The organism is Streptomyces caeruleatus, assembly GCF_001514235.1.
Taxonomy (GTDB): Bacteria; Actinomycetota; Actinomycetes; order Streptomycetales; family Streptomycetaceae; genus Streptomyces; species Streptomyces caeruleatus.
The window spans coordinates 1-22,662 of the sequence record NZ_KQ948932.1 but is presented as its reverse complement, the minus strand read 5'-3'; the positions used below and the strand labels follow the sequence as shown (position 1 = coordinate 22,662).

Annotated in this window: 26 protein-coding genes, 4 tRNA genes and 1 pseudogene; 10 read left to right on the top strand and 21 right to left on the bottom strand. The window is 68.9% G+C overall.

What is annotated here, in order from left to right:
- Window positions 1-68 precede the first annotated feature (68 nt).
- The 4 genes from rplK to AQJ67_RS25915 form a co-directional block, all read right to left on the bottom strand.
- Window positions 69-503: a 50S ribosomal protein L11 gene (gene rplK, locus AQJ67_RS25930; protein WP_028805116.1), complete on the bottom strand. Its 435-nt coding sequence runs from the start codon at window positions 501-503 to the stop codon at window positions 69-71.
- A 168-nt stretch (window positions 504-671) separates the two neighbouring features.
- Window positions 672-1,529, bottom strand: coding sequence for a transcription termination/antitermination protein NusG (gene nusG, locus AQJ67_RS25925; protein ID WP_062721680.1), 858 nt, complete (start codon window positions 1,527-1,529; stop codon window positions 672-674).
- An 80-nt stretch (window positions 1,530-1,609) separates the two neighbouring features.
- Complete coding sequence (gene secE / locus AQJ67_RS25920) at window positions 1,610-1,894, bottom strand: preprotein translocase subunit SecE (RefSeq protein ID WP_062721677.1); 285 nt, start codon at window positions 1,892-1,894, stop codon at window positions 1,610-1,612.
- 108 nt (window positions 1,895-2,002) lie between these two features.
- Window positions 2,003-2,075, bottom strand: a tRNA-Trp gene (locus AQJ67_RS25915).
- A gap of 283 nt (window positions 2,076-2,358) precedes the next feature.
- On the opposite strand from AQJ67_RS25915, the gene AQJ67_RS25910 reads away from it, so the two are divergent.
- Together AQJ67_RS25910 and AQJ67_RS25905 are read left to right on the top strand one after the other, a co-directional pair.
- Window positions 2,359-3,585 (top strand): pyridoxal phosphate-dependent aminotransferase, encoded by a 1,227-nt coding sequence (locus AQJ67_RS25910; protein ID WP_062721676.1) that lies wholly within the window; start codon window positions 2,359-2,361, stop codon window positions 3,583-3,585.
- A 136-nt stretch (window positions 3,586-3,721) separates the two neighbouring features.
- Window positions 3,722-4,759, top strand: a complete 1,038-nt coding sequence (locus AQJ67_RS25905) for an adenosine deaminase (protein ID WP_062721674.1) — start codon at window positions 3,722-3,724, stop codon at window positions 4,757-4,759.
- Window positions 4,760-4,766: 7 nt separating this feature from the next.
- Here AQJ67_RS25905 and AQJ67_RS25900 read toward each other — a convergent pair whose 3' ends face one another.
- The 8 genes from AQJ67_RS25900 to AQJ67_RS25865 form a co-directional block, all read right to left on the bottom strand.
- Entirely contained in the window at window positions 4,767-5,822 is a 1,056-nt protein-coding gene (locus AQJ67_RS25900) for a UDP-N-acetylmuramate dehydrogenase (RefSeq protein ID WP_062721673.1), read from the bottom strand.
- A gap of 579 nt (window positions 5,823-6,401) precedes the next feature.
- Complete coding sequence (locus AQJ67_RS25895) at window positions 6,402-7,853, bottom strand: MFS transporter (RefSeq protein WP_062721671.1); 1,452 nt, start codon at window positions 7,851-7,853, stop codon at window positions 6,402-6,404.
- Window positions 7,854-7,976: 123 nt separating this feature from the next.
- Entirely contained in the window at window positions 7,977-8,540 is a 564-nt protein-coding gene (locus AQJ67_RS25890; RefSeq protein WP_208615045.1) for a TetR/AcrR family transcriptional regulator, read from the bottom strand.
- A 128-nt stretch (window positions 8,541-8,668) separates the two neighbouring features.
- On the bottom strand, window positions 8,669-9,097 hold the full coding sequence (locus AQJ67_RS25885) for a MaoC family dehydratase (RefSeq protein ID WP_062721669.1): 429 nt from the start codon (window positions 9,095-9,097) through the stop codon (window positions 8,669-8,671).
- Between the two features lie 5 nt (window positions 9,098-9,102).
- Window positions 9,103-9,567 (bottom strand): MaoC family dehydratase N-terminal domain-containing protein, encoded by a 465-nt coding sequence (locus AQJ67_RS25880; protein ID WP_062721666.1) that lies wholly within the window; start codon window positions 9,565-9,567, stop codon window positions 9,103-9,105.
- A 136-nt stretch (window positions 9,568-9,703) separates the two neighbouring features.
- A complete protein-coding gene (gene rpmG / locus AQJ67_RS25875; protein WP_003948671.1) occupies window positions 9,704-9,868 on the bottom strand; it encodes a 50S ribosomal protein L33 in 165 nt (54 codons plus the stop codon).
- Window positions 9,869-9,958: 90 nt separating this feature from the next.
- Window positions 9,959-10,031, bottom strand: a tRNA-Met gene (locus AQJ67_RS25870).
- Between the two features lie 46 nt (window positions 10,032-10,077).
- Window positions 10,078-10,150: transfer RNA gene (locus tag AQJ67_RS25865), tRNA-Thr, on the bottom strand.
- 284 nt (window positions 10,151-10,434) lie between these two features.
- Between AQJ67_RS25865 and AQJ67_RS25860 the strand changes: the two genes are divergently transcribed.
- From AQJ67_RS25860 to AQJ67_RS49565, 4 genes are all read left to right on the top strand, one after another.
- Window positions 10,435-11,697, top strand: coding sequence for an amidohydrolase family protein (locus AQJ67_RS25860; RefSeq protein ID WP_062721664.1), 1,263 nt, complete (start codon window positions 10,435-10,437; stop codon window positions 11,695-11,697).
- Between the two features lie 194 nt (window positions 11,698-11,891).
- On the top strand, window positions 11,892-12,548 hold the full coding sequence (locus tag AQJ67_RS25855; RefSeq protein ID WP_062722048.1) for an SDR family oxidoreductase: 657 nt from the start codon (window positions 11,892-11,894) through the stop codon (window positions 12,546-12,548).
- A gap of 50 nt (window positions 12,549-12,598) precedes the next feature.
- Window positions 12,599-12,739: a nuclear transport factor 2-like protein gene (locus AQJ67_RS49570; RefSeq protein ID WP_244190604.1), complete on the top strand. Its 141-nt coding sequence runs from the start codon at window positions 12,599-12,601 to the stop codon at window positions 12,737-12,739.
- 71 nt (window positions 12,740-12,810) lie between these two features.
- Complete coding sequence (locus AQJ67_RS49565) at window positions 12,811-12,957, top strand: hypothetical protein (protein ID WP_244190603.1); 147 nt, start codon at window positions 12,811-12,813, stop codon at window positions 12,955-12,957.
- Window positions 12,958-13,064: 107 nt separating this feature from the next.
- On the opposite strand, the gene AQJ67_RS49560 is transcribed toward AQJ67_RS49565, so the two are convergent.
- Complete coding sequence (locus AQJ67_RS49560; RefSeq protein WP_062721661.1) at window positions 13,065-13,277, bottom strand: hypothetical protein; 213 nt, start codon at window positions 13,275-13,277, stop codon at window positions 13,065-13,067.
- A gap of 85 nt (window positions 13,278-13,362) precedes the next feature.
- Window positions 13,363-13,444, bottom strand: a tRNA-Tyr gene (locus tag AQJ67_RS25840).
- A gap of 225 nt (window positions 13,445-13,669) precedes the next feature.
- Here AQJ67_RS25840 and AQJ67_RS25835 point away from each other — a divergent pair.
- A complete protein-coding gene (locus AQJ67_RS25835) occupies window positions 13,670-14,158 on the top strand; it encodes a YajQ family cyclic di-GMP-binding protein (RefSeq protein WP_062721659.1) in 489 nt (162 codons plus the stop codon).
- Between the two features lie 157 nt (window positions 14,159-14,315).
- On the opposite strand, the gene AQJ67_RS25830 is transcribed toward AQJ67_RS25835, so the two are convergent.
- The gene (locus AQJ67_RS25830) at window positions 14,316-14,582 is read right to left on the bottom strand and encodes a GlsB/YeaQ/YmgE family stress response membrane protein (RefSeq protein WP_062721657.1); all 267 of its coding nucleotides are present in this window, start codon (window positions 14,580-14,582) and stop codon (window positions 14,316-14,318) included.
- Between the two features lie 137 nt (window positions 14,583-14,719).
- On the opposite strand from AQJ67_RS25830, the gene AQJ67_RS25825 reads away from it, so the two are divergent.
- Window positions 14,720-15,985 carry an APC family permease gene (locus tag AQJ67_RS25825; RefSeq protein WP_062721655.1) on the top strand — a complete coding sequence of 422 codons (1,266 nt, stop codon included), beginning with the start codon at window positions 14,720-14,722 and terminating at the stop codon, window positions 15,983-15,985.
- A 296-nt stretch (window positions 15,986-16,281) separates the two neighbouring features.
- Here AQJ67_RS25825 and AQJ67_RS25820 read toward each other — a convergent pair whose 3' ends face one another.
- Window positions 16,282-16,848: an SMI1/KNR4 family protein gene (locus AQJ67_RS25820; RefSeq protein ID WP_062721653.1), complete on the bottom strand. Its 567-nt coding sequence runs from the start codon at window positions 16,846-16,848 to the stop codon at window positions 16,282-16,284.
- Window positions 16,849-16,969: 121 nt separating this feature from the next.
- Window positions 16,970-17,071 (bottom strand): annotated as a pseudogene (locus AQJ67_RS50770) (YccF domain-containing protein); the annotation flags it as partial.
- Window positions 17,072-17,189: 118 nt separating this feature from the next.
- Between AQJ67_RS50770 and AQJ67_RS25815 the strand changes: the two are divergent.
- Complete coding sequence (locus AQJ67_RS25815) at window positions 17,190-17,591, top strand: YccF domain-containing protein (RefSeq protein ID WP_062721651.1); 402 nt, start codon at window positions 17,190-17,192, stop codon at window positions 17,589-17,591.
- A gap of 123 nt (window positions 17,592-17,714) precedes the next feature.
- On the opposite strand, the gene AQJ67_RS25810 is transcribed toward AQJ67_RS25815, so the two are convergent.
- The 4 genes from AQJ67_RS25810 to AQJ67_RS25795 form a co-directional block, all read right to left on the bottom strand.
- Window positions 17,715-18,128 (bottom strand): hypothetical protein, encoded by a 414-nt coding sequence (locus AQJ67_RS25810; protein WP_062721649.1) that lies wholly within the window; start codon window positions 18,126-18,128, stop codon window positions 17,715-17,717.
- Window positions 18,128-18,355: a DUF7848 domain-containing protein gene (locus tag AQJ67_RS50970; protein ID WP_079056174.1), complete on the bottom strand. Its 228-nt coding sequence runs from the start codon at window positions 18,353-18,355 to the stop codon at window positions 18,128-18,130. The genes AQJ67_RS25810 and AQJ67_RS50970 overlap by 1 nt, the downstream gene beginning before the upstream one ends.
- Window positions 18,352-18,606 (bottom strand): hypothetical protein, encoded by a 255-nt coding sequence (locus tag AQJ67_RS25805; protein ID WP_159058831.1) that lies wholly within the window; start codon window positions 18,604-18,606, stop codon window positions 18,352-18,354. Before AQJ67_RS25805 ends, AQJ67_RS50970 begins: the two co-directional genes overlap by 4 nt.
- A 415-nt stretch (window positions 18,607-19,021) precedes the next feature.
- The gene (locus AQJ67_RS25795) at window positions 19,022-20,227 is read right to left on the bottom strand and encodes a helix-turn-helix domain-containing protein (RefSeq protein ID WP_244190602.1); all 1,206 of its coding nucleotides are present in this window, start codon (window positions 20,225-20,227) and stop codon (window positions 19,022-19,024) included.
- A gap of 926 nt (window positions 20,228-21,153) precedes the next feature.
- On the opposite strand from AQJ67_RS25795, the gene AQJ67_RS25790 reads away from it, so the two are divergent.
- Window positions 21,154-22,530: a replication initiator gene (locus tag AQJ67_RS25790; protein ID WP_079056215.1), complete on the top strand. Its 1,377-nt coding sequence runs from the start codon at window positions 21,154-21,156 to the stop codon at window positions 22,528-22,530.
- The last annotated feature ends 132 nt before the right edge of the window (window positions 22,531-22,662 follow it).

Genomic DNA, 22,662 nt, shown 5'->3' with positions numbered 1-22,662 from the left:
TGATTTCTTAGGAGTTGTGGTCCGGGCCGAGCAGGCCCCGCCACTCACTTCTGCTTGGGGGGTTGGGGTCAGCCCTCGACCGTGATGCCCATGGAACGGGCGGTGCCGGCGATGATCTTCGCGGCGGCGTCCAGGTCGTTGGCGTTGAGGTCGGGCATCTTGGTGGTGGCGATCTCGCGGACCTGCGCCTCGGTGATCTTGGCGACCTTGGTCTTGTGCGGCTCGCCGGAGCCCTTCTCGACACCAGCAGCCTTGAGGATCATCTTCGCGGCCGGCGGGGTCTTGGTGATGAAGGTGAAGGAACGGTCCTCGTAGACCGTGATCTCCACCGGGATGACCCAACCGCGCTGCGACTCGGTCGCGGCGTTGTAGGCCTTGCAGAACTCCATGATGTTCACGCCGTGCTGACCCAGCGCGGGGCCGACCGGCGGGGCCGGGTTGGCGGCGCCGGCCTGGATCTGGAGCTTGATGAGCCCCGTGACCTTCTTCTTCTTGGGAGGCATTACTCTCCGGGTCCTTTCGATTGAGGCGTGCCTCCGCCCGGGTCGCGTCCCAGATGAAGGCATACCGCACAACGATAACGGGTATAGATGCGCGGCCAAAAACCGAGCAGGTCAGACCGGCTGCGAGAGCCCGCCTGACCTGCGCGGAAGCGGTGGGTCCAGAGAGAGTCAGTTCTTCTGGATCTGGTCGAAGCTCAGCTCGACCGGCGTTTCGCGCCCGAAGATCTCCACCAGACCCTTGACCTTCTTCGAGTCGGCGTTGATCTCGTTGATCGTGGCCTGCAGCGTGGCGAACGGGCCGTCGGTGACGGTGACCGAGTCGCCGACCTCGAAGTCCAGCACCTGGACCTCGACCTTGCGCTGCGGAGCGGGCTTGCCCTCGGCCTCGGCGGCCTCGCGGGCGGCCTTCTCCTCGGCCTCCGGGGCGAGCATCTTGACGATCTCGTCCAGGGTCAGCGGGTACGGGTCGTAGGCGTTGCCCACGAAGCCGGTGACGCCGGGGGTGTTGCGGACGACGCCCCAGGACTCGTTCGTCAGGTCCATGCGGACGAGGACGTAACCCGGCAGCTTGTTCTGCTTGATCGTCTTGCGGTCGCCGTTCTTGATCTGGACGACCTCTTCCTGCGGCACCTCGGCCTGGAAGATGTAGTCCTCGACGTTCAGCGAGACGGCGCGCTGCTCCAGGTTGGTCTTCACGCGGTTCTCGTAACCGGCGTAGGTGTGGATGACGTACCACTCGCCGGGGAGCGTGCGGAGCTCGTCGCGCAGTGCGGCGACGGGGTCGACCGGCTCGGCCGGCTCCTCCTCGGCGTCCTCTTCCTCGTCCTCGACAGCCTCGACGTCACCGCCGGACTCGTCCTCGACGTGGAGCGCGGCCTCCTCGGCGGGCTCGCCCGCCTCGGCCTCGGCAGCCTCGACCTCGTCCAGGTCCTCGTCCGCGCCTTCGACGATCTCGAGCTCGTCTTCCACGGACTCGACACCCTGCCCGTGTGGCTCGATGGCGTCGTTCACGTTCTGGTCAGACACGGTGGCTGCTTCTTCCTGGATACATAGGGGTGGAACATGCGAAAGGGGCGCCGGTAACCGCGGCGCCCTTCGCTCTTGGCTCAGCCGAAGACGTACTTGGCGGCGTGGTCGAGCCCATAGTCAATCACGGTCACCAGGCCGATCATGATGACGACGAAGATGATCACCACGGTGGTGTACGTCGTCAGCTGGTTGCGCGTCGGCCAGACGACCTTGCGGAGTTCCGCGATGATCTGGCGGTAGAAGAGGGCGAGTCGCTTCAGCGGGCCCTTCTTGGCGCGCTTGCCACCTTTGCGGGTCTTCTTGGACTCCGGCGCCTCGTCCTGGGCATCAGGCATGTCGATGGAGCCCACGGCGTCCGTCACTCGTCCTCACCTGATTCCGGGTCGTGGCCGTGCCGCGCCCGGTCTGAGCCGCACGGCGGTGCATTGCTGTACGTACATGCGCACACATCCTGGCGAAGGTGTGTGTAGCAGGGCCGGAGGGACTTGAACCCCCAACCGCTGGTTTTGGAGACCAGTGCTCTACCAATTGAGCTACGACCCTTTGTGTGTCCCCCAACGTACCGCATCCGAGCGAGTGCACGGTGTGCACCCTGTGACTGCGGGCCGCTGAAGGCCAACGAGGTGAGAGTGTACGTGGTCCTGGGCGCGCCGTCGAACAGAAAGTGCCCGTGGGAGCGTTGACCGGCGAAAGATCGGCCGAAGATCACCGGTCCTCGGGCGCAAGATCCGCTGGCCGTGGCCCGGATCCGCACGGTTGTTCAGCTGATGTTCAGTCTGTGAAACCCCCGTGCCGGGCGCGTTTCCTGTCTGAAACGATGGGCCCCATGAGCGCTGCAACCCCTCCCACCGAGCGCCGGGTCTCCGCCCGAGTCGGCGCGATCTCCGAGTCCGCCACCCTCGCCGTGGACGCCAAGGCGAAGGCCCTCAAGGCCGCCGGGCGTCCGGTGATCGGCTTCGGCGCCGGTGAGCCCGACTTCCCGACCCCGGACTACATCGTCGAGGCCGCCATCGAGGCCTGCAAGAACCCGAAGTTCCACCGCTACACCCCGGCCGGCGGTCTGCCCGAGCTGAAGGCCGCCATCGCCGCGAAGACGCTGCGTGACTCCGGCTACGAGCCCGACGTCTCGCAGATCCTCGTCACCAACGGCGGCAAGCAGGCCATCTACGAGGCCTTCGCCGCGATCCTCGACCCGGGCGACGAGGTCATCGTCCCCGCCCCGTACTGGACGACGTACCCGGAGTCGATCCGTCTCGCGGGCGGTGTCCCGGTCGAGGTCGTCGCCGACGAGACGACCGGCTACCGCGTCTCCGTGGAGCAGCTGGAGGCGGCCCGTACGGAGAAGACGAAGGTCGTCCTCTTCGTGTCGCCGTCCAACCCGACCGGCGCCGTCTACAGCGAGGCCGAGACCGAGGCGATCGGCCGCTGGGCCGTCGAGCACGGCCTGTGGGTGATGACCGACGAGATCTACGAGCACCTGGTCTACGGCGACGCGGTGTCCGTGTCGCTGCCCGCGGTGCTGCCCGAGCTGCGCGACAAGTGCATCGTGGTCAACGGTGTGGCCAAGACGTACGCCATGACGGGCTGGCGGGTCGGCTGGATCATCGGCCCGAAGGACGTGGTGAAGGCCGCGACCAACCTCCAGTCGCACGCCACGTCGAACGTCTCGAACGTGGCGCAGGTGGCCGCCCTCGCCGCCGTCTCCGGCGACCTGGACGCCGTCGCCAAGATGCGCGAGGCCTTCGACCGCCGCCGCAAGACCATCGTGCGGATGCTCAACGAGATCGACGGCGTGGTCTGCCCCGAGCCCGAGGGCGCCTTCTACGCGTACCCGTCGGTGAAGGCCCTCATCGGCAAGGAGATCCGCGGCAAGCGCCCGCAGGACTCGGTCGAGCTGGCCGCGCTCATCCTGGAGGAGGCCGAGGTCGCCGTCGTGCCGGGCGAGGCCTTCGGCACGCCGGGTTACCTGCGGCTGTCGTACGCGCTCGGTGACGAGGACCTCGTCGAGGGCGTGAGCCGGATCCAGAAGCTGCTGGCCGAGGCCAGGGACTGACATCTACTCACGTGAGTAGACGGTGAGCGGGCCGTTCCCTCGTGGAGCGGCCCGCTTTGTCGTGTGCGCGTGCGAGCAAGACCACGTTCGGGGAAAGCGCTACCGGGACGGGCGGGGCGTACGGCAGGATCCTGGAATGGAGCGTGTACGTGATGTCTCTGAACTGCCGAAAGCCCATCTGCACCTGCACTTCACCGGCTCGATGCGGCCGACGACCCTGCTGGAACTGGCCGACAAGTACGGCGTGCGTCTGCCCGAGGCGCTGACGGACGCGCTGACCAGCGGTGAGCCGCCGAGGCTACGGGCGACGGACGAGCGGGGCTGGTTCCGCTTCCAGCGTCTGTACGACGCGGCACGGTCGTGCCTACGGCAGCCGGAGGACATCCAGCGCCTGGTCAGAGAGGCCGCGGAGGAGGACCTGAAGGACGGCTCCGGCTGGCTGGAGATCCAGGTGGATCCCACCTCGTACGCGCCCCGGCTGGGCGGTCTGATCCCGGCTCTGGAGATCATCCTGGACGCGGTGGAGACGGCGTCGCGGGACACGGGGCTCGGAATGCGTGTCCTGGTCGCCGCGAACCGTATGAAGCACCCTCTGGACGCCCGCACGCTGGCGCGGCTGGCGGTGCGGTACGCCGACCGGGGGGTGGTCGGCTTCGGGTTGTCGAACGACGAACGCCGGGGCATGGCAAGGGACTTCGACCGCGCCTTCCACATCGCCGGTGAGGGCGGCCTGCTGTCGGCCCCGCACGGTGGCGAGCTGACCGGCCCGTCCTCGGTCCGTGACTGCCTGGACGACCTGCACGCGAACCGGATCGGTCACGGGGTGCGGGCGGCGGAGGACCCGCGGCTGCTGAAGCGCCTCGCGGACAGGGGCGTGACGTGTGAGGTGTGTCCCGCCTCGAACGTCGCCCTCGGCGTCTACGAGAAGCCGGAGGACGTCCCGCTGCGGACGCTGTACGAGGCCGGGGTACCGATGGCCCTCGGCGCCGACGACCCTCTGCTCTTCGGCTCGCGGCTGGCCGCCCAGTACGACATCGCGCGCCGGCACCACGCCTTCACCGACGAGGAGCTGGCGGAGCTGGCCCGGCAGTCGGTGCGCGGGTCGGCGGCGCCGGAGGAGATGAAGGCGAAGCTGTTGGCGGGGGTGGACGACTGGCTCGCCCAGCCCCGGTGACGCGCTCCTAGAGGCTGACGCCGACCGTCACCGGCTCGTTGACCAGCGTGATGCCGAAGGTCTCGCGGACGCCCTCGACGACCTCGCGGGCGAGGCCCAGGAGGTCCTCGGTGGTCGCGCCGCCGCGGTTGGTGAGGGCGAGGGTGTGCTTGGTGGAGATACGGGCCGGGCCGGTGCCGTATCCCTTGGTGAAGCCCGCCTTGTCGATGAGCCAGGCCGCGGAGGTCTTGGTGTGGCCCTCCCCCGCCGGGTACGCCGGGGGCTGAACGCCCTCGCCGAGGTGCTCGCACGCGCGCGCGTGGAACGCGGCGAACTGCTCGTCGGTGAGGATCGGGTTGGTGAAGAACGAACCGGCCGACCAGGTGTCGTGGTCCTCGGGGTCCAGGACCATGCCCTTCCCTGAACGCAGCTTCAGCACGGTCTCGCGCGCGGAGGCCAAGGGGACCCGGTCGCCGGGCTCGACGCCGAGGGCGCGGGCGGTCTCGGCGTACTTGATCGGGGCGGAGAGACCTTCGGCGTCCTCCAGCCGGAAGCGGACGCGCAGGACGACGTAGCGCTCCGGGTCGGCCTTGAAGCGGCTGTGACGGTAGGAGAAGGCACAGTCGCCGTTCGGGATGACGACGGTCTCGCCTGCCTGCCGGTCGTACGCGATCACCTCGGTGATCGTCGAGGAGACCTCCTGGCCGTACGCGCCGACGTTCTGGATCGGCGTGGCGCCTGCGGAGCCGGGGATTCCGGCGAGGCACTCGATCCCGGCGAGTCCTGCCTCCACGGTCCGGGCCACGGCCTCGGTCCACACCTCGCCGGCGGCCAGTTCGAGCGCGGTGCCGTCCAGCTCGAAGCCCTTGGTGGCGACGACGAGCGCGGTCCCCGCGAAGCCCTTGTCCCCGATGACCAGGTTCGATCCCCCGCCGATCACCAACAGCGGCGTCCCGTCGGCGTCCGCCTCACGCACGACGTCGATGACCTCGGCGTCGGTGGTGGCGGTGACCAGCCGGGTGGCTGGGCCGCCCAGGCGGAAGGTCGTCAGGGGGGCGAGGGGGGCGTCGTGGAGTTCCTGCACGGGCTCAAGAGTACGAGACGCCTGCGGCGGCCTGCTGGTGTTGGGTGGGGGGTACGTGTAGCGCGGTTCGGTGGGGTGGTGGGTCGGGGCCCGCGCCGGGGGGTGTCCGTCCTCGGTCCGGTGGCGGGCGTAGGCCAGGAGGCCCCATCTCTTGACACCGGACTCTGCGGGCGGGGCACCCCCCGACACATCCCCTTGCGGCCGTGGGCGACCGCGGGCTCGTGGGGGTACGTCCTCCGGGACCCGCCGGGCATACGGCCCCTGCCGCCATCAGGTCGGAACGCCCCGCAGGAATCCTCGGCCTGTCCCGCGTTTGAGGACGAGGCACTGCCGTCCCGACCCCCCACCCACCCGAAGCGGCGCTGCCCTACGGTCGGGAACGGCCGCTTTCGGCGCCCGGCCAGGCACCCCCCCCAGCCCGTCCGGCGTTTGAGGACGAGGCCCGTCGGGCCGACAGCGGGGTCTGGGGCGGCAGCCCCAGCGGGGTCGAAGGGGCGGAGCCCCTTCGAGGGATGGGACGGGTAGGGGCGGCGGGGGCGAGGAAACGCTTCGCCAACCCCACCACCCCGTTCGCTGAAGTCACCCGGCGACCGTTTCCAGAGTCGGCGCCTGCTCGGTCGGGCCCACGGCCCGGATGACCCGCCGCCGCGGAATCAGCAGAGCCGCAACGCCGGCGAGAGCAACCACCGCCGCCCCCGTGACCAGCGCGGGCCGCAGGCCGTCCACGAAGGCCTGCCCAGTCTCGTAGCCACCCCGCGCCGAGAAGATCGACGCCATCACGGCGATACCGAGCGCCCCACCGACCTCCCGCAGCGCATTGTTGGCACCGGAGGCAATGCCCTGTTCGGAGGCCCGGACGCTGGACATGACCAGGTTGGCCGCCGGCGCGAAGAACAGCGCCATGCCGATGCCGCTGATGATCAGGCCGGGCAGCTGCGCGGCGTAGGAGGCGTCGACGGTGACCACAGAGGCCATGTAGGCGAGGCCGGCCGCCTGGAAGAACAGCCCGGTGGCGACGACAGGCCGCCCCCCGATGCGGTCGGAGAGGATGCCGGCGATCGGCGCGACGAACATCGGCATGCCCGTCCACGGCAGCATCCGCAGCCCCGCCTCGGTCGGCGAGTACCCGAGCACCCCCTGCATGTACTGGCTGAGCAGGAAGATCGACCCGAACATCCCGAGGAACATCAGCATGCTCGCGGCGTTGATCCCGGAGAACGCCCGCGAGCGGAAGAGCCGCATCGGCAGCATCGGGTTCTTGGCACGGGTGCTGTAGAGCACGAACCCGACGAGCAGCGCCCCTCCGGCGAACAGGCCGGTCAGCACCAGACGGCCGGTCCACCCGTCGGCCGGCCCGCGCACCAGGCCGTACACGATCCCGAACAGGCCGCCGCTGGCGAGCAGGGTGCCGGCGATGTCGAGCGGGGACCCGGTGCCGTGCGACTCGGCCAGGCGCAGGCGGGCCAGCGGCAGCAGGACGAGGCCCAGCGGGACGTTCAGCCAGAAGATCCACTGCCAGGAGATGTGTTCGGTGAGGCTGCCGCCGATGAGTGGCCCGGACGCGACCGCGAGCCCGTTGACGGCACCCCATATGCCGTACGCCATCCCACGCTTGGCGGCGGGCACGGCGGCCGTCAGCAGGGTCAGCGTCAGCGGCATCATGATCGCCGCGCCGACGCCCTGTACCGCGCGGGCGGCGATGAGGGAGTCGAGGCCCGGCGCGAGGGCCGCGGCGGCGGACGCGCCGGTGAAGATCGTGATGCCGACCAGGAAGAGCCGACGGCGGCCGAATCGGTCACCGAGCGCCGCGCCGAACATCAGCAGGACGGCGAAGGTGAGCGTGTACGCGCTCACCGTCCACTCCAGGTCGGGCAGCGATCCGCCCAGGTCCTGGCGGATGGACGGCAGTGCGGTGGTGACGACGAGGTTGTCGAGGGCCGCCATGAACCCGGCGACGCTGGTGATGACGAGGGCCCATACGGCCCCTCCGAGGCCGGTCGCCCGCGCGTTCTGTTCGGTCTGGTGTGACATCGCTCCCCCAGGGGTGATGCGTTCCGGTTCCTGTTGACGGACTCTTCAATCTGGATAGTTATTGATTACTAACTTTTGCGGTCACGGAAAGGCGGGGCGATCCACGCCGCCCCCACCCCTTGCCTACGGCCGCCCCTCGGTCCCCTTCGGTGGTTCCATCCCGGCCCAAACACGGTGCTCGGGAGGGAAGCCCATGGCCACCAGGCAGTTAATGAGCATTCCGTACGCCATGAACGTCGTCGTCTCGTGGACGTCCGCTCCCAGCGGCAGGTGGACGGTGCCCCACAGCCGCATCCAGCCGGCGCGCACGGCCTCGCCGAACTCGTGGTCACCCTCCTGCTCGGCGGCCGCCACGGCGAGGTACATCTGCATCTGCATCATCAGCCGCTCGGGCTGCTCCGAAACGACCTTCCGGTACGCGACCCCCATGGCATGCAGGGCCTCTTCACCCTCCAGCCCCTCGGACGCCTCCGCGAACATCCGGATGGTCTCCTCCACGCAACGCTCGGCCGCCGCCAGGAAGATCGCCTTCTTGCCAGGGAAGAGCCGGAAGAGATACGGCTGCGAGACACCGACGCGCTTGGCGATTGCCTCGGTCGAGGTGCCGTAGTAGCCGCCGCGAGCGAACTCGGTCGTCGCCGCGCGGATGACGCTCTCGCGCCTCTCTTCTGCGCTCATCCTGACCATGTGAAGTAAGTTAGTACTCAATCACTAACTAGGTCAAGGGATACGCGGCGGAAACGTGCCGCGACCGAAACATGTAAGGGGCGCCCCACCATGGAGGACGCCCCTTACCGCACGGCACGCGCGTGCCGCTACGCCAACTGCACGACCGCCCGCGACATCCCGAGCACCTTCTGCCCGGCACTCTTCACGAGCAGGTCCACGCGGACCTTGTTGTCGTCGAGCTTGGCCGCGACCTTCCCGCTGACCTCGATCGTGGCGCCCTCGTCGTCGTTCGGCACGACGACCGGCTTGGTGAAGCGGACGCCGTACTCGACCACCGCGGCCGGGTCGCCGGTCCAGTCGGTGACCACCCGGATCGCCTCGGCCATGGTGAACATGCCGTGCGCGATGACGTCCGGGAGCCCGACCTCCTTGGCGAACTTCTCGTTCCAGTGGATCGGGTTGAAGTCACCGGAGGCGCCCGCGTACTGGACGAGGGTGGCACGAGTCACAGGAAAGTTCTGGGCGGGCAGCTCGGTGCCGACCTCTACGTCACCGTAGGCAATCTTCGCCGTCATCGGTCTCAGGCCTGCCCTTCTTCGGCGTCCAGGCCACGGGCCACGAGCTTCGTCCAGGCGGTCACCACGTGCTCCCCCGCCTCGTCGTGCACCTCGCCGCGAACGTCCAGGATGTCGTTGCCCGCCATGGTCTTGACCGCCTCGATGGTCGAGGTGACGGTCAACCGGTCGCCGGCGCACACCGGGCGGGTGTAGGCGAACTTCTGGTCGCCGTGCACGACGCGGCTGTAGTCCAGGCCGAGCTGCGGGTCCTGGACGACCTGACCGGCGGCCTTGAAGGTGATCGAGAAGACAAAGGTCGGCGGGGCGATCACATCGGGGTGCCCGAACGCCTTGGCGGCCTCCGGGTCCGTGTACGCCGGATTGGTGTCTCCCACCGCTTCCGCGAACTCACGGATCTTCTCCCGGCCCACCTCGTAGGGCTCGGTGGGCGGGTAACTCCGCCCCACGAAGGACTGGTCGAGCGCCATGGCTCGGCACCTCCTGGTGTCTGCTGCCGTTGACCTGCTGGTTCACCTGGGTCGGCCCCAACCGACCGGTAACCGGGGCGAAAACGACACGAGGCCGCCCCCCGACTGAGGGGGCGGCCTCGCGTACGAGCCTGATTTATCGCGTTTCGCGGTGCGCGGTGTGCGCGTTGCAACGCGGGCAGTGCTTCTTCATCTCAAGGCGGTCCGGGTTGTTACGCCGGTTCTTCTTGGTGATGTAGTTCCGCTCCTTGCACTCCACGCAGGCCAGCGTGATCTTCGGGCGGACGTCGGTGGCAGCCACGTGAGTGCTCCTTGACGAACGGATAGGACTGAATTAATGCATAAAAGAGTAGCCGATCGAAGGACCGACCCCACAATCGGCTACTGTCAGTAGCGGTGACCGGACTTGAACCGGTGACACAGCGATTATGAGCCGCTTGCTCTACCGACTGAGCTACACCGCTGTGATGCGATCGGTTCCCGTCACAAGACGGGAACCTCCCACACCAGAGCCCCAATACGGAATCGAACCGTAGACCTTCTCCTTACCATGGAGACGCTCTACCGACTGAGCTATTGGGGCGAGCGATGAAGACATTACACGCTCGGCAGCCGTTCACCCAAATCCGTTTCCCGGCCCCTCCCGAGGGCCGATCGGCGGAGCACACAGACGCCTCGCAGGCCACTGCGGTACCGCTGGGCGCGGCTCCGTTCGGCGGACCACACCGGTACGACTATTGCGCTCCTGCGCGCCAGGGCGGTATCGCCACCCTAGGCTCGACTCACGCTGCGTGATCTTGCGTGCCCGGCGTATCCCCCGGCACCGTCCCCGCAGCCCGATGCGCAGCCCCGAACCTCTGGAGCGCGATGCCCGACAGCCATCCCCAGCCGCCCCACTCGTCGTCCTCGTCGGGTTCGTCCGGGCCGGCCGACCCGGGTGCACTGCTGTTGTGCGGGGCGCGGCTCACCGACGGCCGGACCGTGGACGTACGGCTGGGCGGCGGGCGCATCGAGGCGGTCGGCACCGCCGGGAGCCTGGCGGGGGACGGCACGCGTGCGTGCGCGCGCGTGGACCTCGGCGGCTATCTGCTCCTGCCGGCCCCGGCGGAACCGCACGCCCACGGCGACACCGCCCTCTCCGCCGACGAGGGCGGCCCTGTCTCGTACGAGCCCCAGGACGTCCAGCGCCGGGCCACCGAGGCCGCCTTGCTCCAGCTCGGGCACGGGGCGACCGCGCTGCGGGCACACGTGCGCGTGGGCGACGTTCAGGGTCTGGGCGCGCTGACCGCCGTACTGCAGGCACGGCGTTCCCTGCGCGGGCTCACGGAGTTGACAACCGTGGCGATGCCCCGGCTGCTGACCGGCGTGGCCGGCGCCGACGGGCTGGCGATGCTGCGGGACGCGCTGAAGATGGGCGCGTCGGTGGTCGGCGGCTGCCCGGATCTGGACCCGGATCCGACGGGTTACGTGGAGGCGGTCCTGGAGGTCGCCTCCGAGCACGGCTGCCCCGTTGACCTGCACACCGACGCCACCGACCCGGCCCGCCTGGCCCGGCTCGCCGCGATGGCCGGCGGACTGCGCCCCGGCGTGACCCTCGGCCCGTGCGGCGGCCTGGGCCGTCTGCCCGCCCAGACGGCCAGCCGCACCGCGGACCAGCTCGCCGCGGCGGGGGTGACGGTGGCCTGCCTGCCCCAGGGCGGCTGCGGGGGCGCGGAACGGCGGAGTACGGCGCCCGTACGACTGCTGCGCTCCGCCGGCGTACGCGTCGCCGCCGGAAGTGGTGCCCTGCGGGACGTGTCGAACCCGGTGGGACGCGGAGACCCGCTGGAGGCCGCCTACCTGCTGGCCTCCCGGCACGGGCTGCGCCCCGAGGACGCGTACGACGCCGTGAGCGCGTCGGCGCGTGCGGTGCTGGGCCTGCCCGAGGTGCGGGTGGAGGCGGGCTTCCCGGCCGAGTTGCTGGCGGTGCGCGGGGACCGGCTGGCGGGGGCGCTGTCGCTGGCGTACAGCCGCATCGTGGTCCACCGGGGGCGCGTGGTGGCGCGGACCAGCGCGGTGCGGGAGTACTGCAACTCGGCAGTGGCGGCGGAGCTGGGGTTGCCACGGCAGGGGCGGGGAGAGCTGTCCTGAGGAAGCACGGGGCCGGCACTCCGAGGTGTGGCAGGGCGGGTTGGGGCGCGCAAGGGGTTCACGGGCAGCTCGTGCGCCCGGCGTCTGACCATGCGATGCGCCCCTGTGGGGCTGTGATGCACGCGCCTCGGGAGACGTGAGGCGTGGCTGAAGTCGTGCGGCGGATGCGGCCGTCCGGGCGTACGGTCGGAGACATGCGCATTGTCATCGCTGGTGGTCATGGTCAGATCGCGCTGCGGCTGGAGACGCTGCTCGCCGCACGCGGGGACGAGGTCGCGGGGATCATCCGCAAGGCCGAACAGGCAGACGCTCTGCGGGAAGCCGGTGCCGAACCGATCCTGCTGGACCTGGAGTCGGCCTCGGTCGAGGATGTCGCGGCACAACTCCGGGGCGCTGACGCGGCCGTCTTCGCCGCCGGCGCGGGCCCCGGCAGCGGAACGGACCGCAAGGACTCGGTGGACAAGGGCGCGGCGGTCCTGTTCGCGGACGCGGCGGTCCAGGCAGGCGTACGGCGCTTCCTCGTCGTGTCCTCCATGGGCGCGGACCCGAAGCACGAAGGCAGCGAGGTCTTCGACGTCTACTTGCGGGCCAAGGGCGGAGCCGACGAGTACGTCCGTGGCCTGGCCGGGCTGGACTGGACGATCCTGCGCCCCGGCATGCTGACGAACGACGCCGGAACCGGCCTGGTGCGCCTGGAGGCCCACACCGGACGTGGCCCGATCCCGCGCGACGATGTGGCCGCCGCCCTCGCGGAGTTGCTCGACACCCCGGCCACGGCCGGCCTGACGCTCGAACTCATCAGCGGCTCGGCGCCGGTGTCGGTGGCGGTGAAGTCCGTGGCGGGGAACTGAGGATGGGCCCGGCGGGCGTCCCCGCCGCGTGTGAGGCACTGTTGCGCCGCATGTACGAGGTCTTCTCGACGGACGAGCGCGAGCCCTTCATGGAGCGGTGCCTCGCCCCCGACGTGAACTGGCCGAACGTCGCGGACGGAGCCCGGTTGCACGGACGCGAGGCGGTACGCGCGTACTGGGCAGGCAGTTAGCCGCCGGACATCCCCTCGTCCACCTGGAAGGCCTACGACCGGACTTGGACGGCGAGGCCGTGGTGGCGACCGTGCGGCTGGGAATACGCGACGCGTCGGGTGCTGACCGGTGGGCGGAGGAGAGGGTCGAGCACGTCTACCGGTTCGACGGGGACGAGCTGGTCGCGCGGATGGACGTGCGGCCCGGTTCCTCGGGCGGCCCGGCCGCTTCGGGGTGAGGCAACCGGGCTCGGTGCGCAGGGACGGGACTCGGCCACTCGACGACTCGGCGACTCGGCGACTCGGTGTGTGAGGCCCTGCGTCCACCTCCGGATGCAGGGGGTAGTCAGAACAACGGCAGCTGCCCGGGAAACTCCGGCATCACGTACCCGTCCAACGCGGGCTGCGCGGCCCCGAGTTGCGCCTGTCGCCTCGACCCGGAACACGACACGAGTTCCCCGTGCTCCCGCGCGCCGGGCGGATCGTGCCGCGCGAACCGACCGGCGACGACGGCGATCTCACGACGGCACTCGGGGCAGCTTCTACGACGCGTGGACATGGCATCAGTGTGCCCCGAGCCCGGCCCCGGAACGCGAAAACCCCTCCGCTCTACGTTTCCGCAGATCGGAGGGGTTTCCCCAGTGTGGCGGCGCCAGGATTCGAACCTGGGAAGGCTGAGCCGGCAGATTTACAGTCTGCTCCCTTTGGCCGCTCGGGCACACCGCCGGGGTTTGCTGCCGTTCGAACCGCTTTTCGGCGGTGCTCCCTGGCAACGACGTAAACAATACCCGATGTGGAGGGGTGCTTCGCCACCCGATTGATCGCCACCCGGAGGACGAGGGGTGGCTAGGCTTGTCCGGATGCGGCCCGGGTTCCGCCCCGGACTCGGCGGCCACCCCCACGCCCGCCGATACGCATCCATACGCACCCCGATACAAGGAGCCACAGGACATGGCCGACTCCAGTTTCGACATCGTCTCGAAGGTCGAGCGGCAGGAGGTCGACAACGCCCTCAACCAGGCCGCCAAGGAGATCTCACAGCGCTACGACTTCAAGGGCGTGGGTGCCTCGATCTCGTGGTCCGGTGAAAAGATCCTGATGGAGGCGAACTCCGAGGACCGGGTCAATGCTGTCCTCGACGTCTTCCAGTCCAAGCTGATCAAGCGCGGCATCTCGTTGAAGGCCCTGGACGCGGGCGAGCCCCAGCTCTCGGGCAAGGAATACAAGATCTTCGCGTCGATCGAGGAGGGCATCTCCCAGGACAACGCGAAGAAGGTGGCGAAGATCATCCGTGACGAGGGTCCCAAGGGTGTGAAGGCCCAGGTCCAGGGAGACGAGCTGCGGGTCAGCTCCAAGAGCCGGGACGACCTCCAGGCCGTGATCGCCCTGCTGAAGGGCAAGGACTTCGACTTCGCGTTGCAGTTCGTGAACTACCGGTGAGCTGCTGATCCGATGCCGGCCCCGGCGGCTTCGGCTTCGGCTTCGGCTTCGGCTTCGGCTTCGGCTTCGGCGCGATGCTTTACGAGGAAGGGTGGGCACCCCCGGGTGCCCACCCTTCTCGTCTGCTGGCTGCGGTTCGGGGCTGTGCCCGTCTCACTCAGTTGCGCGAGTGGCCGAACAGCAGGCGGTAGGCGATCAGGAGCACGAGGGAGCCTCCGATCGCGGCAGCCCAGGTGGCGCCGTCGTAGAAGTCCTTGGTGATGGGGTGGTCCAGCCAGCGGGCCGAGATCCAGCCACCGATGAACGCGCCGGCGACACCGATGACAGTGGTGCCGATGAAGCCGCCCGGGTCGCGCCCAGGCAGCAGGAACTTGGCGATGGCCCCGGCCAGCAGCCCCAGGATGATCCAGCTGATGATCGTCATGCCGTGAACCCTGCCCCTCCGCGCTGTGCCTGCACTCTCCGGGCACTGTGATCTTGGGCGCGCTTATTCGTGCTCTGTTGATGAACAGGACGTCACGGGGGCGTCCCTCGGTTGCGGCGATCAGTAGGGTTCCGGCCATGGAACGGTCCAGCTCCGCCCCCTCCGAGCTGCGGCGCACCCTCGGTCTTGGGGACGCCGTGGTCATCGGACTCGGCTCGATGGTCGGGGCCGGCATCTTCGCCGCCCTGGGCCCTGCCGCCCGCGCGGCCGGATCCGGACTGCTTGTCGGACTCGCGGTCGCTGCCGTGGTCGCCTACTGCAACGCCACGTCGTCGGCACGGCTGGCCGCCCTGTATCCGGCCTCAGGTGGCACCTATGTGTACGGGCGTGAGCGGCTCGGGGAGTTCTGGGGGTATCTCGCGGGCTGGTCGTTCGTGGTCGGTAAGACGGCCTCCTGTGCGGCGATGGCGCTCACGGTGGGCGCGTACGTCTGGCCGGGGCAGGCGCACGCGGTGGCGGTCGCGGCCGTGGTGGCGCTGACCGCGGTGAACTACGGCGGTGTCCAGAAGTCCGCCTGGCTGACACGGGCGATCGTGGCTGTGGTCCTGGCTGTCCTCGCTTGTGTGGTGGTCGTCTGCCTGGGGTCCGGGCAGTCCGACTCCGAGCGCCTGGACGTCGGGGTCTCGGGCGGTGTGGACGGCGTGCTGCAGGCCGCGGGGCTGTTGTTCTTCGCGTTCGCCGGATACGCGCGGATCGCGACGCTCGGTGAGGAAGTGCGGGACCCGGCACGCACCATCCCTCGGGCGATTCCGCTGGCCCTGGGCATCGCGCTGGCGGTGTATGTGTGCGTGGCGGTGGCCGTCCTTTCCGTGCTGGGGTCGGAGGAGCTCGGGAACGCTGCGGCGCCGCTGGCCGACGCGGTGCGGGCGGCTGGGCTGCCGGGGCTGGCCCCGGTGGTACGGGTGGGCGCGGCTCTCGCAGCGTTGGGCTCGCTGCTCGCCCTGATCCTGGGCGTCTCGCGGACGACGCTGGCCATGGCGCGCGACCGGCATCTGCCCGGAGTCCTGGCCGCCGTGAATCCCCGCTTCCAGGTACCGCACCGGGCAGAACTGGCGGTGGGAGTGGCGGTCGCGGTCCTGGCCGCCACGGTGGACCTGCGAGGCGCGATCGGGTTCTCCTCCTTCGGGGTGTTGGTGTACTACGCGGTGGCCAACGCCTCGGCGTGGACTCTCGATCCGGCAGCGACCCGGCGGTTCGTGCCGGCGGTGGGGCTTCTCGGGTGCGTGGTCCTGGCGTTCTCGCTTCCGGGGATCTCCGTGGTCGTGGGTGCGGGGGTGCTGGCGGTGGGTGTGATCGCGTACGGGGTGCGGCGGTGGGTGGCGGGCCGGGGGGCGGTCGGGTGACCCGGTGATACGGGCGCGCACGGCTACGGGGTAGGCAGCCGACGTACGCGGGTGCGTCGTTGTTGGGGGCTTGCGGGGGGGGGCTTGCGGGGGGCGATGGGAGAGAGCAGGGCCGGGTTGGTGTCTGAGCCTTGGCCTTGTGGCGGCATGACCGGTTCGCGGAAAAGCGCGGGCGCAGTCGGGCTGACTTGGGTGGTCGTCGCGGTCCGCTCAGTGGCCGTTGATCCACTCACCCGGCCGTGTCGCGGCGATCGTCCTCCGGTCCATCGCTGCCCGCGGCCCATTCGCGGCCCTTCTCAGGACACCTGTCGCGTGGCCGTGCGTATGCGGAAATCGGCCCACGGCGTCGGCTCCACATCCTTGTTCGTCTCCTCGTACCAACCTGTGCCGTCGATCCAGGCACGCAGCCACTCCGTGAGGCTCGGCGCGTCCACGTACCATGCCTGGTCGGCGTCGTCGGCGTTCGGTTCGAAGAGGAGGACGGTGGCCTGAGGGCTGCGGCAGTCCACGCAGGCGTACATCGCGCAGCCCCAGTGGGAGATCGGTAGGACGCCTTCGGGCCAGGGCCAGTCGGGGTCCTCTCGGCCGCTCTCGCGGTTGGTGAGGTACTGCGTGACGGCGGCGGGCTCGCCGGCCGGAGGGCTGTCGAGCAGGGGCAACAGGCCGTACTCCGGACCGAATCCGCCGTCACCTATGCGCAGGTAGAGGTCGGCGAGCAGTTGGGGCAGGGGGAAGCCGAGCGCAGCCTCGGCGCGAGCCAGGGTGGCCGCGTCCACTGGCTCGGGGAGGGAGGTCCAGCCCCACGGGCGGACATTGCGGGCCTTGCCCGCCACGCTCGTCAGCAACTGCTCGTTCTCGGTCATGCGTTCATGATGCAAGCCGCCACTGACAATCGATCCGGCCTGTGGACAACTGTGGGGCTGTGGAAAACCTTCGGCTTCCGTCCGGGACCTCCGGACGGAAGCCGGTGCGCCGCGAAGGTGCCTACCAGGTCGATGCGAACGGCTGGTTCGTCGACACGATCTCGCGGCCCAGCGGGAACAACGAGACCGGGATCAGCTTGAAGTTGGCGATGCCGAACGGGATCACTCCCCGACGCTCACAACACTCCCACCCGGCCGTTGCGGTTCCGGCTTCATACTTAAGCGCCGGATACTGGCAGGTGAGACCATGTACGAGTGTCAATCTTGAAGGGGAAGCGATCATGAAACCGATCAACCTCGTCCTCAACATCCTGTGGTTGATCTTCTGCGGGATCTGGATGGCAATCGCCTACACAGTGGCTGCGCTGATCTGCTTCGTCCTCATCGTGACGATCCCCTTCGGCGTAGCCTCGCTGCGGATCGCTGGCTTCGTTCTGTGGCCATTCGGTCGCACTACGGTGCCGAAGCGGGACGCCGGGGCGGCCTCGCTCATCGGCAACGTGATCTGGATCGTCTTCGCGGGCTGGTGGCTGGCCATCGGCCATCTGATCACGAGCATCCCGCTCTTCCTGTCGATCATCGGAATTCCCTTCGGCTGGGCGAACCTCAAACTGATTCCGATCTCCCTTACGCCCCTGGGCGTAGAGGTCGTCGCCACTGACGAGGCGTTCGGCAGGCGCTGATTTCCTTTTCGCCCACGGCCCCCTGCACAGTCCAGCGGGCATAGCTGGAACAGAACAGCACCACGTGAAGACGTCCCCGGCTTGCCGAATCGCCGGGGACGTCTTCACGTGTAGTGCAGTCCCTTACTCTCGCTGCCTGGTGAGCCACGCGAGCAATCCAGCGTTCTCCGCGAGCACCTGTCGGCGGAACGCTTCCATCGCCGGGTCACGCAGAGCCCACGAGTGTTCGCGGGCGTGGTCCCGGTAGAGCCAGCATGCGTCGCCGTCGTCCGAGCCATCAGTGATCTCGCAGTGCGCCAGCGACTCGAACCGCATCACCCCGTCCGGTGTCCAGCGCGCCCACAGTCCCTCATGCGGCTTGTGCTCCCACTCCCAGACGAAGTCGGCGTGTTCGTCTCCATGCCAGAGGCCGAGTTGGCATCGGGCCGTGTCGGGGATGTCCTCACAGTCCTGACTGGAGATCTGCCCTTGTCCGGCGAGAATGGCTATCAAAATATCCGTGAGCAGCACTTCGGCTGTGGCCGTGCACTGGCGCATCAGTCATCCCGTGTCACGCGCGCGTGGTCGGTGAACACACGCCGGAAGAGGTCATGACCGGGGTTCAGGCCCGTATGCCGAAGGCACCACATCTGAACGGCGTCTTCATCACCAGGACCGGAAGTCCCCTTGCAGCCGCCCGCAGCGCAGAACGCTTCACGAGTGGACTCAAGGTCTGGTACATGCCGGATCGTGTGAGGCACGAACCGCAGAACCGCGCGACTCATCCCGTCACCCCCGTAGGCTCAGCCGGGCTGGTGTCGGCGTCGCTCTTGACGAGAGCCAGGGGCAGCGCTTCCAACAGCCTCACCGCCGAACCGACCGGAAGCGCCCCGATACCCACGTACGCACGCCCCTCGATCACCAGGGCACGCACCCGCGCGGCCTCACGCTCGGGGATTCCGGCGCGTTGCAGGGCCGCTCGCAGCAGCGCCGCCGTGTGATCCGCTTCAGCGCGTGCGCTCTTGTGCTGGATCATGAGGATCACGAGCGCCGCCCCCGACTCGTGTGCGGGTGGTTCCGGATCTCGACGTTGAAGTCCGAGACCTTGGACATGTCGCGCTGTGCGTGGGCTAGCGAACGCTGCCTGTCCAACGCTTGGCACACGTCGCAATCCGGCGCGGGCTTCGGGTCGCCATCGAGCCTCAGCGGCAGTTCGACGGGCGGACTGGGGTACGTCCTCGACGAGCTCACGCGCTCACCCCCGCCCGCTCCCACAGCGTGATGATCCTGGTTGTAGCTTTGGGCACTGTCGTCAACCCCGATGGTTGGTGGCCACGCCCCCGGACCGGTCGCACGGTCGCGGGGGTCTCCTGACCCTGGCATCGTGCCGACATGCGAAGGCCGGAACTATCAGACATCGTTGATAGCCCCGGCCATCGATTGACGCAGTGTCACCTACCCAGCCATGTCCCATAGTTGCTGAAGGTGTCAGGCATCCTGCGCTTGGCCGCCTCCAGTCCGGCGTAGGTTTCGCGGACTGTGGGGTGATACCGCGTTTGCTGTGGGGCGAGCTTGCGTGCCTTCAAGAGGCTCTTGAACGCGCTGTCCGTGTGGCCCGTCCACATCTGCGCTCGTGCCACATCGGCGTGATGGTGTGCGAGTCGGGACGGCGGCCACCCGTCCGGGACGGTGATCTCCTGCGCGGAATGGACGGCTTCGGGGTACAGGTCCAGTTCAGCCAGCACGCTGACCCGGTGCACGCCGACGTTGGTCGGACCGAAGGACAGCCAGTGCACCTTCTCAGCCGGGCCGGTCCGATTCGCGATGCGCTCGGCCTCGCTGAGATGCCCTTCTGCGGTGTCCTTGTCCTTGTCACGTCCTGCGAGGACGGCGGCGCCCAGGTGGAGCTGTCCGGTAAGGACATCGGTCACTCGCCCGGGCTCCGCCTGGTCCAGGGTGGCCATGCCCAACCGGACCAGCCGCTTGCCCGTCCGGTAGTCGCTTGCCCGGAGGTAGGCGAGGGCTCGCAGGTACTGGCGCATCCCGCTCAGGGCGGGGTCAGAGGCCCGCTGTGCTGCCCAGTCCATGCGGTCAAGTGCCACTGTGCACAGGTCGGGGAACCCGAGTTTCGTCGTCACGTCGTAGGCGGTCCGGTACGTGCTCGCAAGCAGCCGCCAGTTGCGGTCTGCTGGGGCCGTGTGCGCCGTCGTCGTGGCTTCGTGGATGAGGCCGGGAAGGTCGGCGGCAACCTGCTTGATGTTCGTCGCGCGGACCATGGCGCACAGCTTCTCGGCGTGCGCCTCCAACTCCTCGACGGGGCGCGGGATCACATCCGGGTCCGGGCCCAGATCGTAGATGTTCAGGGCCTCGCGAATCGGGTTGATCAGGCCATCGAGCTGGTCTTGCCTCAGCTCTTCGAGGTAGGGCTGACCGGTTAGCTCCGTGACCGGTACGGACATTGCGCGGGCGAGTGCGCCGATCACTGAGGGGCTCGCGGGCAAGGCGCCCTGCTCCACCTTTGTCAGGGTGCTATAGGAGACGTGTGAGAGGTCGGCCAACTCGCGTTGCGTCAACCGGCGGACTTTGCGCGTACGCGCGATGCGTGCGCCCGTGTGCTCGTCAGTGTGCGGGGGCATACTGGTCTCTCCGTTCTGCATCGACACCAGAACGGTACCCCTGGCCTGTTGCCGGGGAACTGCGATCGGCCCCCGTTGCAGGCTTGGGCGGGGGCCGTAGCTTTGTGCGCGTGCAGTGCGGTTGTGGCGCGGTGTGGGCACGCCGCCGGCCGTAGAGGCTTTGGGCGGGAGCTGCCATGGAGCGAGTGAACAGGGGGCCTTACGCTGCCTGGCGGATCGGGCAGTCTTTGGGACCTGCCCGCAATAGCCCGATCGGCCCCCTGTTCTTAGAGGCTCGCTCCATGGTGGCTGCCTAAAGCCTCGTAGGCCGTCGGCCCCCAGCCACGCGGGGTTTAACCCCACCCCTAGTCGGCGGTGGCCTCCGGCCGCGTCGAGCTGCTTGATACCGACGGGGACAGGGTCTTGGGCTGGCCGGTGAGTGGTCCCGGCGCGGATCGGTGGCTGAGGTGCTGGAGGCCGTGAGCACGGGCCACAGCTCACCGGAGAGGGCCTACGGGGTGGGCTGCTGTGGCGGACCGGCTCACTTTCTGGCGTCGTCCTGGTCCGCGCGCCGGGGCTGCGGCGCCCCGGACCGGACCGGCCGAAGGCCGCATGCCGGGCCGGGGTGCGGCAAGCGGCCCCGGCGGCGCGCCGAAGGCGCGCCTTCAAAGAAGTGAAGACAACTTACGCCACATGCTCCCCACCTACGTCTGCTCCGCATCCCGGTGAGCGCATGGACCCGCGCCGCAACCGGCCGCCCAGCTGACGCGAGATCACCGCATTCAGCCCAGGCACGCACTCATCCGGATAAGCGGTTGACCTTGCGCCATTGGTTGAGTGAAGATCTCCATCCCGACTCATCCGGATAAGTGGATGGGCTTGCGCTCTGGAGGTGCCCTGTGCTCAACCCCTCACACGACGTGACCACCCTGAAGAACCGCTCCACCGAACTGGAGCGGGAAAGGAGCCTGCGGCTGATCTCCGATGCCGATCGTGACCTCACCCGCCTCGTCAACGATCCGAAGTTCTCGCGCTGGCTGGCACAGATCAAAGCCATCGGAGGATGCGCCCACCCCATCTACCTGTCCGGCTCCACACTCACCCTCAACCCCGTAACCGGTGAGGTGATCTCCTCCTACTCGACCGCCGACGAACCCGGCGAGCGGCTGGCCGTGCGCTGCGGCAACCGGCGCGCCTCGGTCTGCCCGACCTGCTCCTACCTGCACGCCGGAGACACCTATCAGCTCGTGCGCGCGGGCCTGTCGGGCGGCAAAGGGGTGCCCGGCGCCGTAACGGAGCGCCCCCGTCTCTTCGTGACCCTGACGGCCCCCTCGTTCGGACCCGTGCACCACGCCCTCGACGGTACGCGCTGCCGTCCGCGCTGGGATGATCCGGCGTGCGAGCACGGGCGCCCCCTGGGCTGCGGCCGTATCCATGGCGAGGATGACCGCCTGGTCGGGCTGCCGCTGTGCCCGGACTGCTACGACTACGTCAGTCATGTGCTGTGGCACGCGCACGCCGGACGGCTGTGGAACCTGTTCACCACCGCCGTGCGGCGCCGCCTCGCCTCCACCGGGGGCATACCGCGTTCCAAGCTCCGTGAGCACCTGGTCGTGTCCTTCGCCAAGGTCGCCGAGTACCAGAAGCGGGCGGCCATCCACTTCCACGCCGTGGTGCGCCTCGACGGCCCGGACGGCCCCGGGTCGGCGCCCGCCTCCTGGGCGAGTGAAGAGCTGCTGACCGATGCCGTCACACACGCGGCGGCGTCCACCTTCGTCACCGTCCCCGAGTCGGACGCCTACGGCACCGAACGGATCGGCTGGGGCGGGCAGTTCGACGCGCGCCCGATCCATCCAGCCCCTGATAGTGACGGGCCGTCAGGGTCGGCGGTCGCCGGGTATGTGGCCAAGTACGTGACCAAGGGAGCGGCCGAAACCGGCGCCGGACTCGACTACCGCATCACCACCCCGGACGACATCCGCGCGGCCGTCGTCACGACCCACATACGGGCACTGATGGCCACCTGCTGGCGCCTGGGCGGCCTGGCCGAGCTGGAGCACCTCCGGCTGCGCAGGTGGGCTCACAGCCTCGGCTACCGCGGCCACATCCTCACCAAATCCCGCCGCTACTCCACCACCTACGGCGCACTGCGTGAGGAACGGGCCGACCACCGACGGGGCGGCCCGGCACCAGGAGCGGACACGGTCACGGAATCCGCCTGGCGCTTCGCCGGATCCGGCTACACCCCCGCCGAATCCGACTTCGCCGCCGGAATCGCAGAAGACCACGCCATGAACATCCAACTCGCCCGCGAATCAAGGGAAGAAGAACGGCGGTACGCATGATGCCAGCGACCAAGGTCATCTGGACCGCCGACAAGACGTTTTCTTCCGCCGAGCGGGCACGACTCCTCAGGGTTCTGTTCGGGCCATCAAAGAAGACGCCACGGAAGTTTCAACAACCCCCAACGTGACGTC

Coding starts and splice junctions, on each gene's coding strand:
- AQJ67_RS25795 (WP_244190602.1), bottom strand. CDS start 20,227: ATGCAGAACGGAGAGACCAGTATGCCCCCGCACACTGACGAGCACACG.
- AQJ67_RS25895 (WP_062721671.1), bottom strand. CDS start 7,853: ATGTCACACCAGACCGAACAGAACGCGCGGGCGACCGGCCTCGGAGGG.
- AQJ67_RS25910 (WP_062721676.1), top strand. CDS start 2,359: ATGAGCGCTGCAACCCCTCCCACCGAGCGCCGGGTCTCCGCCCGAGTC.
- AQJ67_RS25830 (WP_062721657.1), bottom strand. CDS start 14,582: ATGACGATCATCAGCTGGATCATCCTGGGGCTGCTGGCCGGGGCCATC.
- AQJ67_RS25810 (WP_062721649.1), bottom strand. CDS start 18,128: ATGCGCCAGTGCACGGCCACAGCCGAAGTGCTGCTCACGGATATTTTG.
- AQJ67_RS25860 (WP_062721664.1), top strand. CDS start 10,435: ATGCCCGACAGCCATCCCCAGCCGCCCCACTCGTCGTCCTCGTCGGGT.
- AQJ67_RS25855 (WP_062722048.1), top strand. CDS start 11,892: ATGCGCATTGTCATCGCTGGTGGTCATGGTCAGATCGCGCTGCGGCTG.
- AQJ67_RS49570 (WP_244190604.1), top strand. CDS start 12,599: ATGTACGAGGTCTTCTCGACGGACGAGCGCGAGCCCTTCATGGAGCGG.
- AQJ67_RS50970 (WP_079056174.1), bottom strand. CDS start 18,355: ATGAGTCGCGCGGTTCTGCGGTTCGTGCCTCACACGATCCGGCATGTA.
- AQJ67_RS25805 (WP_159058831.1), bottom strand. CDS start 18,606: ATGATCCAGCACAAGAGCGCACGCGCTGAAGCGGATCACACGGCGGCG.
- AQJ67_RS25890 (WP_208615045.1), bottom strand. CDS start 8,540: ATGGTCAGGATGAGCGCAGAAGAGAGGCGCGAGAGCGTCATCCGCGCG.
- AQJ67_RS25885 (WP_062721669.1), bottom strand. CDS start 9,097: ATGACGGCGAAGATTGCCTACGGTGACGTAGAGGTCGGCACCGAGCTG.
- AQJ67_RS49560 (WP_062721661.1), bottom strand. CDS start 13,277: ATGTCCACGCGTCGTAGAAGCTGCCCCGAGTGCCGTCGTGAGATCGCC.
- AQJ67_RS25815 (WP_062721651.1), top strand. CDS start 17,190: ATGAAACCGATCAACCTCGTCCTCAACATCCTGTGGTTGATCTTCTGC.
- AQJ67_RS25905 (WP_062721674.1), top strand. CDS start 3,722: ATGGAGCGTGTACGTGATGTCTCTGAACTGCCGAAAGCCCATCTGCAC.
- AQJ67_RS25825 (WP_062721655.1), top strand. CDS start 14,720: ATGGAACGGTCCAGCTCCGCCCCCTCCGAGCTGCGGCGCACCCTCGGT.
- rplK (WP_028805116.1), bottom strand. CDS start 503: ATGCCTCCCAAGAAGAAGAAGGTCACGGGGCTCATCAAGCTCCAGATC.
- AQJ67_RS25820 (WP_062721653.1), bottom strand. CDS start 16,848: ATGACCGAGAACGAGCAGTTGCTGACGAGCGTGGCGGGCAAGGCCCGC.
- AQJ67_RS25880 (WP_062721666.1), bottom strand. CDS start 9,567: ATGGCGCTCGACCAGTCCTTCGTGGGGCGGAGTTACCCGCCCACCGAG.
- AQJ67_RS25835 (WP_062721659.1), top strand. CDS start 13,670: ATGGCCGACTCCAGTTTCGACATCGTCTCGAAGGTCGAGCGGCAGGAG.